Origin of the sequence: Kitasatospora sp. NPDC057015 (genome assembly GCF_042673745.1) — a bacterium.
GTDB lineage: Bacteria > Actinomycetota > Actinomycetes > Streptomycetales > Streptomycetaceae > Kitasatospora.
The window spans coordinates 46,251-56,513 of sequence record NZ_JBHUSG010000060.1; the positions used below are offsets into that span (position 1 = coordinate 46,251).

The following is a 10,263-nucleotide window of genomic DNA, read 5'->3' on the forward strand; positions in this document are numbered from 1 at the left end:
CTAAGGCAAGCCTTGGTTGATCGTTTACGGGCCCCGATCCGGGACTCGTTCCGAGATCCGACCCGAACCATCTGGGAGCGACCGCGATGTACGTGTGCATGTGCCATGCGGTCACCGAGGACCAGGTGAAGAAGGCCATCGACGCCGGCGCGAACAGCCCCCGCCAGATAGCCCGGGGCTGCAAGGCCGGCACCGACTGCGGCTCGTGCGTGCGCCGCATCCAGGCCCTGCTCGGCGAGCACGGCGCCCGGCCGTGCCCGACGGCGCGGCTGGCCGCCAAGCTCGGCCTCTCGGAGGCCGACGGCGCAGCCGGGCAGCCGTCCGCCGCGCCGGTTCCGGTCGGGCCGGCGCCGTTGTCGACCGTCCGCGCCCTGGAGCCGGCCCCGCTGCGCGCGGCCTGACCCGTCGGGCCGGGCCTCCTCGGCCTGCGGCTTTCCGTCCCCGGTCCGCGTCTGCGGTGGCCTGCGGTTCCCGGCTCCTGCGGTGGGGTCCTTCGGCGGCCGGGTCCTCCGGCGGCGGGGTCTAGGACTCCGGCTGCTCGATCAGCTGGGCCAGGTAGAGCGGCTCGCCGAGTCGCTCCAGCAGCTCCAGCTGGGTGTCCAGGTAGTCGATGTGGTGCTCCTCGTCGGCGAGGATCGACTCGAAGATGTTCGCCGAGGTGACGTCGTTCTTGGCGCGCATCACCACGATTCCGCGCCGCAGGCGGTCGATCGCCTCCACCTCGACCTGCCGGTCCGCCTCGAACATCTCCTTGACCGTCTGGCCGACCCGGACGTGGAACAGCCGCTGGTAGTTCGGCAGCCCGTCCAGGAAGAGGATCCGGTCGGTGAGGGTCTCGGCGTGCTTCATCTCGTCGAAGGACTCGTGCCGCGTGTACTTGGCGAGCTTCGTCCAGCCGAAGTTCTCCTGCATCTTGGCGTGCAGGAAGTACTGGTTGATCGCGGTCAGTTCGGCGGTGAGCTGCTCGTTGAGGAACTCGATGACCTCGGGGTCACCCTTCATGGCGCTGCCTTCCTGCTGTACATCCGGGAACCACGGCTGCTCGCATCCTGGCACCGCGGTGGGCGGTATTTCCAGTAAGTTCACACTCACTCGGACATGTGTCGGATTGTCTGATTTGCCGACCATTGCGCCGTGCGAGCGGCGTAGGGCGCCCGATGGGGGCGTGCGTCTGGCATAGCGCGCCGTCTGTCACCATGGAGTCATGGGTCAGTCCGAACAAGAACCACTTCCGCCGTCTGACCCGAGACTCCCCCCGGGCCAGCGCACGCAACGGGGCTGGCCCGTGCTGCACTACGGACCCGTACCCCGTTTCAAGCCGCTGACCTGGGACTTCCAGGTGTTCGGGGCGACCGCCTCGGCCGAGAAGCACAGCTGGGACTTCGCCGGCTTCAACGCCCTGCCCCGGATCACCGTGCACGCCGACTTCCACTGCGTGACCCGGTTCTCGATGCTGGACAACGAATGGACCGGCGTGCCGGCCGCCACCGTCCTCGAACAGGTGCCCCCCGCGCCCGGCGTCACCCATGTGATGGTCTGGGCCGAGTACGGCTACAGCGCCAACCTCCGGCTGGAGGACTTCGCCGACGCCCGCACGGTCTTCGCCACCCACCACAACAGCGAGCCGCTGACCGTGGAGCACGGCTTCCCGGTCCGGCTGGTGGTGCCCGGGCTGTACGCCTGGAAGGGGCCCAAGTGGGTGCGCGCGGTGGAGTACATGCGCGCCGACCGCCGGGGCTTCTGGGAGGAGCGCGGCTACCACAACCGCGCCGACCCCTGGCAGGAGAAGCGGTTCTCCTACCAGGAGGAGCCCGGCGACGGGCCGCTGCGCTAGCCCGTGCCCCCGGCGGTGGCCGGCCCGGCGGGTCAGGCCGCCGCGGGCCGGATGTTCTGGTTGAGGTGGAACAGGTTGTCCGGGTCGTAGGTGCGCTTCACCGCGGCCAGCCGGTCGTAGTTGCCCCGGTAGTTGACCTCGACGCGGTCCCCGTCGTCGGCACTCATGAAGTTGACGTACCCGCCGGGCTCGGAGTGCGGCGACACGGCCGCGTAGTAGTCCCGGACCCACGCGGTGCTGGCCGCGTCGTCGGAGGGGTCGTCGCACACGCCCAGGATGACGGTCGAGAACGACGCCTCCCGGTACGCGTAGGCGGTCGCGTCCGGCGCCACCCGCTGCGGCGCGCCGGTGACCGGGTAGATGTGCACGGTGGAGCTGAGCGAGGGCACCTTGGGCCCGTGCTCCAGGTGCGCCGCGATCACCCCGTCGGTGAGCTCGGTCGCGAAGCTGCCCTTCCAGTACTCCCGCAGGCCCGGCGGCAGCAGCGCGTCGAAGGCGGCGTTGATCGCCGGGTACGGCATCGGGCCGACCGCCTCGGCGACCCGGGGGGCCAGGTCGCGCAGCGGCCGGAGCACCGCGTCGGCCTGCTCGGCCGGCCCGGACCAGCAGACCACGACGATGCCGAGGACGTCGCCGTGCCGGTCCTCGGGGATGAACGGCAGCGGCGGCGCGGTCTGGAACCCGGGGAACAGGAAGAGCTGCTCGGGAGCGTCCTCGGCGAACTCCCGGTAGAACCGCAGGATGCCCTCCATCTGGTCGAGCTCGAACAGCATCGGGCCGGCCACCACCGTGTCGACCGGGGCGAGCCGGTACTCGAAGGAGGTCACCACCCCGAAGTTGCCCCCGCCCCCGCGCAGGGCCCAGAACAGGTCCGGGTGCTGCTGCGCGTCGGTGGTCAGGAACCGGCCGTCGGCGGTCACCACGTCGGCGGACAGCAGGTTGTCGCAGGTCATGCCCATGGACCGGCACAGGTACCCGAAGCCGCCGCCGAGCGTCAGCCCGGCGATGCCGGTGGTGGAGATGATCCCGCCGGTGGTCGCCAGGCCGAAGGCGTGGGTCGCGGCGTTGAAGTCCCCCCAGGTCGCCCCCGGGTCGGCGCGGGCCGTCAGGTTCGCCGGGTCGACCCGCACCCCGCGCAGGCCGGAGAGGTCGGCCACCAGGCCGTCGTCACAGGTGCCGAAGCCCGGCGCGCTGTGCCCGCCGCCGCGGACGGCGAGCTCCAGCCCGCTCTCCCGCGCGTGGTTGACCACGGCCATCACGTCGCCGGCGTTGGCGCACCGGACGACGGCTGCGGGCCGTCGGTCGGCCGTGGCGTTGTAGACCTTGCGGGCCTCGTCGTAGTCGCTGTCGCCGGGGGTGATCACGGCACCCCGGGTACGTTCTCTTAAGTCGTCGATGGTGATCCCGGCCATGGTGACCACTCCTCGGGGGTACCGGCCTGTGCGAAGCCCCGTCCGGGGCCCTCCATTCACGCTACGCCGTTCGGGTGAAGGCTCAACCCGGGCCGCGGCGCCGCGCCGCCGGTACGTGCGGCGCGGGACGCCGCCGGGCCACTCAGATCAGCGGGAAGCTGATGACCACCGTGCTGCCCTGCGGGCGGCGCTGGCCCGCGGCCGGGTTCTGGCCCGAGACCTTGCCGGTGCCGAACAGGTTCAGGCCGTTGCTCTGCACCTGGAAACCGGCGTCGGTCAGCGCCTTCGTCGCCTCGTCCTTGGTCATGCCGCCCACGTCGGGGACGGGCACCATGCCCTTGCTGACCACCAGCGACACCGGAGTGTTCTCCGGCAGCCGCTCGCCGGCCGCCGGCGAGCTGCTGATCACCGAGCCCTGCGGGACGGCGTCGTCGTACCGCTCGCTGCTGGTGCCGGGTGCCAGCTGCGCGGAGACCAGTGCCTGCCGCGCCTGGTCCAGGGTCCTGCCGGCGAGCTCGGGTACGGCGATCCGCTTGGGCCCGCGCGAGACGGTCACCGCCACCGGGTCGCTCTTGCGGGTGCGCCGCCCGACCCCCGGGTCGGTGTCGACCACCGTGCCGGCCGGGACGGTCTCGCTGTACACCTCGGTGAAACTGCCGCGGAGCCCGGCCCCGTCCAGCACGGAGACCGCCTCCGCCCGGCTCTTGCCCAGCACGCCGGGCACCGTCGTGTACACCGCGCCGGACAGTGCGTACGTCGCCCCGCCGACCAGCAGCAGCACCACGACCAGCACGGCGCCCCAGACCAGCGCGGCCCGCGAGCGGCGGGGCAGGCGGGGCCCGCGACGGCGGCGCGGGCCGCCGGTCCGCCGGTCCGCCCGCCCGCCGGCGGGGGCCGGTTCGTCGTACGGGCGCGGCGCGGCCAGCAGTTCGTCCATCAGCTCCGCGGGCACCTCCAGCACGCTGGTGTGCAGCACGGCCGGCTGGATGACCGAGGTCGACTCGGTGGTCGGGTACGCCGGCGTCGGCCGGGTGGAGGCGGGCGGCTCGGCGTCCAGTTCGGCCGGCGTCAGGGTGCGGCGCACCCGCTGCAGCGCGGCGAGCAGCTCCACCGCGTCGAACGGGCGTGCGCCGGGATCGCGGGCCGCGGCCGCGGCCACTATGGCGTCCAGCCCGGGCCCGACGCCGGGGACGGCCAGGGAGGGCGCGGGGACGTCCTCGTGCAGGTGCCGGTAGATCACCTGGACGGGGTTCTCGCCGGTGTACGGGCGGGCGCCGGTGAGCATCTCGTAGAGCACGATGCCCGCCGCGTAGACGTCCACCCGCTGGTCGGTGGGCGTGCCCGGCCGGATCTGCTCGGGCGCCAGGTAGGCGACCGTGCCGAGCACGCCGGCCGTCGGCGTGGTGGTGGCGGTGACCGCGCCGTCGGTGCCGTTCAGCAGCCGGACCAGGCCGAAGTCGGCGACCTTGACCAGCCCGTCGTCGGTGATCAGCACGTTCTCCGGCTTGACGTCCCGGTGCACGAGCCCGGCCCGGTGCGCGGAGCCGAGCGCCGCCAGGACCGGCTCCAGGATGTCCAGGGCGGCCCGGATGGACAGCGCGCCCCGGTCGCGCAGGACGTCGCGCAGGGTCCGGCCGGGGACGTACTCCATGGCGAGGAAGACCGTCCCGCCGTCGGCGCCCTGGTCGAAGACGTTGACCACGTTGGGGTGCGAGAGCCTGGCCACGGCCTTCGCCTCGCGGATGAAGCGCCCGGTGAAGTCGGCGTCCCCGGCGAGCGAGGGGTGCATCACCTTGAGCGCCAGCACCCGGTCCAGCCGGGTGTCCGTCCCGCGGTAGACGGTGGCCATCCCGCCGGTCGCGATGCGCTGCTCGACCCGGTACCGGCCGTCCAGCAGGGTACCGATCAGGGGGTCGTGCAGTGCCATGTCCACCAGGGAAGTGTAGGGGCGCCCACGCCGGCGGCCCCGGGCGGACACCGCGCCCGGGGCGGCTTGTGCCGAGCTTGGGACAGTTCCGTCACCGGGGCGGCCGCGCCGGGCGGCACCGGATCACGCCCGCGCCGTCGCGCTCCGCGGCCGGCCGCTCCTGCCGCTCCCGCCGCTCCCGCCGCTCGGAGCGCCGGCCGCCCGGGGCGCTCAGAACGCCGGCCGCTCCCGGTGGTCGAGGTCGGCCCGGCCGGCCATCGCGGAGGAGGCCTCGGCGTGGAAGCGGCGGGGGATGCGCCCGGCGCGGTGGGCGAGCCGACCGGCCTCCGCGGCGTGCCGCATCGCCTCGGCCATCAGCACCGGGTCCTGGGCGCGGGTCACGGCGGAGGCCAGCATCACCGCGGCGCAGCCGAGTTCCATCGCCAGGGCCACGTCCGAGGCAGTGCCCGCGCCGGCGTCCAGGATCACCGGGACGTTCGCGCTCTCCACGATCAGCTGGAAGTTGTGCGGGTTGCGGATGCCGAGTCCGGAGCCGATCGGCGAACCCAGCGGCATGATCGCCGCGCAGCCCACGTCCTCCAGCTTGCGGGCCAGCACCGGGTCGTCGTTGGTGTACGGCAGCACGGTGAAGCCGTCGTCGACCAGGGTTTCGGCCGCGTCCAGCAGTTCGATCGGGTCGGGCAGCAGGGTCCGCTCGTCCGCGATGACCTCCAGCTTGACCCAGTCGATGCCGAGCGCCTCGCGGGCCAGGCGGGCCGTCAGGACGGCCTCGCCCGCGGTGAAGCAGCCCGCGGTGTTGGGCAGGACCCGGATGCCGTTGCGGGTCAGCACGTCCAGCACCGAGCCCTGGGTGGAGGTGCTGACCCGGCGCATCGCCACCGTGGTCAGCTCGGTGCCCGAGACCCGCAGCGCCTGCTCCAGGACCTCCAGGCTCGGCGCCCCGCCGGTGCCCATGATCAGGCGGGAGGCGAAGGCGGTGCCGGCGATGGTCAGGACGTCTTTTTCCTCGTCGGGGCGCAGGTCGGCCATGGCGCTCAGCCGCCCTGGACGGCGGTGAGGATCTCGACCCGGTCGCCGGCGGCGAGCGCCGTCCCGGCCCAGGCGCCGCGGGGCACCACGGCCTCGTTGACCGCGGCGGCGACGCCGGACGGCGCGCCGCTCACGCCGGCCACCACCTCGGCGAGGGTGCTCCCGGCGGGCACCCGCCGGGGCTCGCCGTTGACGGAGAGTGAGATGTCGGTCATGCCAGGGCCTTTGCGGGAGGGGAGGGTTCGAAGGAGGTGGGGCCGGTGGAGAACCGGCCGGGGGAGAACGGCGCGGCCAGGTCCGGCAGCACGCCGGTGGCCAGGTAGTCGGCGAGCAGGTCCGCCGTCACCGGCGTGAGCAGGACGCCGTTGCGGTAGTGGCCGGTCGCCGCGACCAGGCCGGGCAGCGCGGTCGGGCCGAGCAGCGGCGCGTTGTCGGGGGAGCCGGGCCGCAGCCCGGCGGAGGTCTCCACCAGGGGGAGCTCGGTGATCCCGGGGACCAGGTCGTGGGCGTCGCGCAGCAGCTCGTACACGCCGCCGGCGGTCACGGTGGTGTCGTACCCCTGCTCCTCGCTGGTCGCGCCGATCACCAGCTCGCCGTCCTCGCGGGGCACCAGGTACAGGTGCTGGCCGCGCACCACCGCACGGACGTTGCGGGACAGGAACGGCCGGTAGGCCGCGGGCACCCGCAGCCGCAGGATCTGGCCCTTCACCGGGCGGACGGGGGGCAGCACGCCCGCCGGCAGGCCGGGCAGCAGGTGGCTGTGCGGGCCGGCGGCGAGCACCACCCGCTCGGCGTCCAGCCGTTCGCCGGTGCTCAGCCGGGCGCCGGTGGCGCGGTCGGCGGTGACCAGCAGTTCGGCGACCTCGGCCCGGTGCAGCACCGCACCGGCCCGCTCGCAGGCGGCGACCAGGGCGGCGGCCAGCCGCCGGCCGTCCACCTGGTGGTCGTCGGCGACGTGCAGTCCGCCGCGCACGCCCGGCGCCAGCATCGGTTCGAGCCGGCGGCACTCGCGGCCGGTGAGCCAGGTCGAGTCCAGGCCCAGGCGCCGGTGGAAGGCGTGGAGTTCGCGCAGCTCCTCGCGGTCGTCGGAGTCCAGGGCGACGGCCAGGGTGCCGCAGGCGCGGTACCCGGTCGGCAGCCCGGAGGCCTCCTCCAGTTCGGCGGCGAACGCCGCGTACCGCTCGTTGGAGGCCATGCCCAGCCTCAGCAGCGGCTCCTCGCCGTACTGCAGTTCGGTGACCGGCGCCAGCATGCCGGCCGCCACCATGGCGGCGCCGCCGCCGTGCGCGGGGTCGACCACGACCACCCGCAGGCCGCGCTGGGCGGCCCGCCAGGCCACCGCGAGGCCGATGATGCCGCCGCCGACGATCAGGACGTCCGTCCTCGCGCCGCTCTTGAAGCGTGTCAAAGTCGCTGCTCTCCCTTCGCCGGAATGACCCGGATCAGGTTCGGACGGTCGCAGGCCGTGCCAGCCCGCCTCTCAGCCCGGTACGCCGGGCTCCCGTGGTACGGACCGTCCGGCGCCGGGAGCGCCGGCCGGTCGAGGTGCACCCACCATAACTCCGGCCGCCCTCCGGACCGAAGGCGCGTGCGAAGGGTGGACGCCCCGGCGGGGGCGGTCGGTAGGGTGGCGCCGTGGCAGAGCTGCGGAGCACGGACCGGGTGGTCGTTGTCGGGGCGGGACTGGCGGGCGCGCAGTGCGTGAACGCGCTGCGCGCGGGCGGCCTGCGGGGCCCGGTCACCCTGCTCGGCGAGGAGCCGCACGCGCCCTACGACCGGCCGCCGCTCTCCAAGGACGTACTGCTCGGCAAGGCCGACGCCACCACCCTCGACCTCGACTACGCCCGGCTCGGCGTCGACCTGGTCACCGGCCGCCGGGCCACCGGCCTGGAGCCGGGCGTGCTGCACACCGACGCGGGCGAACTGCCCTACGGGAGCCTGGTGATCGCCACCGGCGCGGCTCCGACCGCGCTGCCCGGTGCCGACCGCGCGCACCTGCTGCGCACCGTGGACGACGCGCTGGCGCTGCGCGCGCTGCTGCGTCCCGGCGCCAGGATCGTGCTGGTCGGGGCCGGCTGGATCGGTGCCGAGACCGCCACCGTGGCCCGGGCGCTGGGCTGCGAGGTCACCGTGGTCGAGGCCGGTCCCGCCCCGGTGCCGGGCGCGCTGCCCGCGGCGGTCGGCGGGGCGATGGCCGACTGGTACCGGGCGGCCGGCGTCGACCTGCGCTGCGGCGCGGTGGTGGCCTCGGTCGGCCCGCACGAGGTGCTGCTGGCGGACGGCGCCCGGCTGGCCGCCGACGAGGTGGTGGTCGGGGTCGGCGCCCGGCCGGCGACCGGCTGGCTGGCCGGTTCGGCGGTGGAGCTGGACGCCTCCGGCGCCGTCCTGGTGGACGAGCGGCTGCGCACCTCGGTGCCGGGCGTGCTGGCGGCCGGCGACTGCGTCTCGTACCCCTCGGCCCGGGCCGGCGGCCGGCTCAGCGTGCAGCACTGGGACCACGCGCTGCAGTCCGGTGCGGCCGCGGCCGCCTCGCTGCTGGGGGCGGACACCCCGTACGACCCGGTGCCGTACTTCTGGTCCGAGCAGTTCGGACGGATGGTGCAGTACGCCGGCCGGCACGCCGAGGGCGACGAGCTGCTGTGGCGCGGGGCGCCGGGCGACCCGACCTGGGCGGTGCTCTGGTTGCGCGGCGGCGAGCTGCGCGCCCTGCTGGCGGTCGACCGCCCCCGGGACCTCACCCAGGGCCGGCGCCTGCTGGAACGCGGCGCCGTGCTGGACCGGGCGCTGGCCGCCGACCCGGCCGTCCCGCTGAAGTCCGCCCTCGCCTGAGGAACGCGCCGTCACGGAAGGTCACGGCCGGTCATGTTCCGTCACCGGGCGGGCCGGCGCGGGAGCGTGTGGTGCGCGGCGGCCCGGCGAGGTGGCAGTCTGGTGACGTGAGCGAGATCGAAGCGAAGATTGAAGACCTTGTCCCCGAGTGGATGTACCTGCCCGACATCTCGGAGCAGTGGGGTGTCCGCGTCACCGAGGTGCGCGACCTGGTCAAGAACGGCGGCCTGATCGCCGTCCGCCGCGGCCCGAACAAGTCGCTGCAGGTGCCGGCCGCCTTCATCGACGGCCCCGGCCTGGTCAAGCACCTGTCCGGCACGCTGACCGTGCTCCGCGACTGCGGGTACAACGACGCGGAGATCCTCGAATGGCTGTTCACCGAGGACCCGTCGCTGCCCGGCAGCCCCATCCAGGCGCTGCAGGAGAACCGCGGCACCGAGGTGAAGCGCCGCGCCCAGGCGATGCTGATCTGATGGCGGCCGGCACCACGGCGGCGGCCGGCGCCCGTGCGCAGCTGGCCGACGCCCGCCTCTACCTGTGCACCGACGCCCGCCGCGAGCAGGGCGACCTGGAGCAGTTCCTGGACGCCGCGCTGGGCGGCGGCGTGGACATCGTCCAGCTCCGCGACAAGGGCCTGGAGGCCCGGCAGGAGCTGGAGTACCTGGAGGTCTTCGCCGACGCCTGCCGCCGCCACGGCAAGCTGCTCTCGGTGAACGACCGGGCCGACGTCGCGCACGCGGCCGGCCCCGACGTGCTGCACCTCGGGCAGGACGACCTGCCGGTGGCGGCGGCCCGCGCGATCCTCGGCGAGGACGTGGTGATCGGCCGGTCCTGCCACGCCGAGTCCGAGGTCGACGCGGCCGTCGCCGAACCCGGGGTGGACTACTTCTGCACCGGCCCGGTCTGGCCGACCCCGACCAAGCCCGGTCGGCACGCGCCCGGCCTGGGCCTGGTCTCGTACGCGGCTAAGCAGGTGACGGACCGCCCCTGGTTCGCCATCGGCGGCATCGACCTGGGCAACCTCGACGAGGTGCTGGCCGCCGGCGCCCGCCGGATCGTGGTGGTCCGTGCGATCACCGCCGCCGACGACCCGGCCGCCGCCGCGGCCGAGCTGGCGCACCGGGTGCGGGCCGTCCACTAGGGCCTGTCCGGCGGATCTTGCCGGGCGCGCGACGCCGGATCATCCTCCCCCAGCCTTCGGCCGGGAGGTGCCCCCGTCTGGACGCACGCCC

The 10,263-nt window shown here is 74.4% G+C and carries 11 protein-coding genes and 1 riboswitch; of the genes, 5 read left to right on the forward strand and 6 right to left on the reverse strand.

Going from position 1 to position 10,263, the window contains the following annotated elements; genetic code table 11:
• Positions 1 to 86: 86 nt before the first annotated feature.
• Positions 87 to 401, forward strand: coding sequence for a bacterioferritin-associated ferredoxin (locus ACFTWP_RS36430; protein ID WP_380269364.1), 315 nt, complete (start codon positions 87 to 89; stop codon positions 399 to 401).
• 121 nt (positions 402 to 522) lie between these two features.
• Here the strand turns inward: ACFTWP_RS36430 and bfr are convergent, their stop codons facing one another.
• Entirely contained in the window at positions 523 to 1,002 is a 480-nt protein-coding gene (gene bfr / locus ACFTWP_RS36435; RefSeq protein WP_380269365.1) for a bacterioferritin, read from the reverse strand.
• Between the two features lie 202 nt (positions 1,003 to 1,204).
• On the opposite strand from bfr, the gene ACFTWP_RS36440 reads away from it, so the two are divergent.
• The gene (locus tag ACFTWP_RS36440; RefSeq protein ID WP_380269366.1) at positions 1,205 to 1,834 is read left to right on the forward strand and encodes a sulfite oxidase-like oxidoreductase; all 630 of its coding nucleotides are present in this window, start codon (positions 1,205 to 1,207) and stop codon (positions 1,832 to 1,834) included.
• A 32-nt stretch (positions 1,835 to 1,866) separates the two neighbouring features.
• On the opposite strand, the gene ACFTWP_RS36445 is transcribed toward ACFTWP_RS36440, so the two are convergent.
• From ACFTWP_RS36445 to thiO, 5 genes are all read right to left on the reverse strand, one after another.
• Positions 1,867 to 3,246, reverse strand: a complete 1,380-nt coding sequence (locus ACFTWP_RS36445) for an FAD-binding oxidoreductase (protein ID WP_380269367.1) — start codon at positions 3,244 to 3,246, stop codon at positions 1,867 to 1,869.
• A gap of 142 nt (positions 3,247 to 3,388) precedes the next feature.
• A complete protein-coding gene (pknB, locus tag ACFTWP_RS36450; RefSeq protein WP_380269378.1) occupies positions 3,389 to 5,173 on the reverse strand; it encodes a Stk1 family PASTA domain-containing Ser/Thr kinase in 1,785 nt (594 codons plus the stop codon).
• 210 nt (positions 5,174 to 5,383) lie between these two features.
• A complete protein-coding gene (locus ACFTWP_RS36455; RefSeq protein ID WP_380269368.1) occupies positions 5,384 to 6,202 on the reverse strand; it encodes a thiazole synthase in 819 nt (272 codons plus the stop codon).
• A gap of 5 nt (positions 6,203 to 6,207) precedes the next feature.
• Positions 6,208 to 6,417, reverse strand: coding sequence for a sulfur carrier protein ThiS (gene thiS / locus ACFTWP_RS36460; protein WP_380269369.1), 210 nt, complete (start codon positions 6,415 to 6,417; stop codon positions 6,208 to 6,210).
• Complete coding sequence (gene thiO, locus ACFTWP_RS36465) at positions 6,414 to 7,610, reverse strand: glycine oxidase ThiO (RefSeq protein ID WP_380269371.1); 1,197 nt, start codon at positions 7,608 to 7,610, stop codon at positions 6,414 to 6,416. The genes thiS and thiO overlap by 4 nt, the downstream gene beginning before the upstream one ends.
• Positions 7,604 to 7,717: riboswitch (TPP riboswitch) on the reverse strand. It overlaps the preceding gene by 7 nt.
• Positions 7,718 to 7,837: 120 nt before the next feature.
• Between thiO and ACFTWP_RS36470 the strand changes: the two genes are divergently transcribed.
• The 3 genes from ACFTWP_RS36470 to thiE all read left to right on the forward strand — a co-directional run bounded on the left by ACFTWP_RS36470 (position 7,838) and on the right by thiE (position 10,172).
• Positions 7,838 to 9,031, forward strand: coding sequence for an NAD(P)/FAD-dependent oxidoreductase (locus tag ACFTWP_RS36470; protein ID WP_380269372.1), 1,194 nt, complete (start codon positions 7,838 to 7,840; stop codon positions 9,029 to 9,031).
• A 107-nt stretch (positions 9,032 to 9,138) separates the two neighbouring features.
• Positions 9,139 to 9,504 (forward strand): Rv2175c family DNA-binding protein, encoded by a 366-nt coding sequence (locus ACFTWP_RS36475; RefSeq protein ID WP_073923314.1) that lies wholly within the window; start codon positions 9,139 to 9,141, stop codon positions 9,502 to 9,504.
• The gene (gene thiE, locus ACFTWP_RS36480) at positions 9,504 to 10,172 is read left to right on the forward strand and encodes a thiamine phosphate synthase (RefSeq protein ID WP_380269374.1); all 669 of its coding nucleotides are present in this window, start codon (positions 9,504 to 9,506) and stop codon (positions 10,170 to 10,172) included. Before ACFTWP_RS36475 ends, thiE begins: the two co-directional genes overlap by 1 nt.
• Positions 10,173 to 10,263 lie beyond the last annotated feature (91 nt).

What these genes read in the sequence shown, in the direction of transcription:
- thiE (WP_380269374.1), top strand. Translation starts at nt 9,504, where the DNA reads ATGGCGGCCGGCACCACGGCGGCGGCCGGCGCCCGTGCGCAGCTGGCC.
- thiS (WP_380269369.1), bottom strand. Translation starts at nt 6,417, where the DNA reads ATGACCGACATCTCACTCTCCGTCAACGGCGAGCCCCGGCGGGTGCCC.
- ACFTWP_RS36445 (WP_380269367.1), bottom strand. Translation starts at nt 3,246, where the DNA reads ATGGCCGGGATCACCATCGACGACTTAAGAGAACGTACCCGGGGTGCC.
- bfr (WP_380269365.1), bottom strand. Translation starts at nt 1,002, where the DNA reads ATGAAGGGTGACCCCGAGGTCATCGAGTTCCTCAACGAGCAGCTCACC.
- ACFTWP_RS36455 (WP_380269368.1), bottom strand. Translation starts at nt 6,202, where the DNA reads ATGGCCGACCTGCGCCCCGACGAGGAAAAAGACGTCCTGACCATCGCC.
- ACFTWP_RS36430 (WP_380269364.1), top strand. Translation starts at nt 87, where the DNA reads ATGTACGTGTGCATGTGCCATGCGGTCACCGAGGACCAGGTGAAGAAG.
- pknB (WP_380269378.1), bottom strand. Translation starts at nt 5,173, where the DNA reads ATGGCACTGCACGACCCCCTGATCGGTACCCTGCTGGACGGCCGGTAC.
- ACFTWP_RS36440 (WP_380269366.1), top strand. Translation starts at nt 1,205, where the DNA reads ATGGGTCAGTCCGAACAAGAACCACTTCCGCCGTCTGACCCGAGACTC.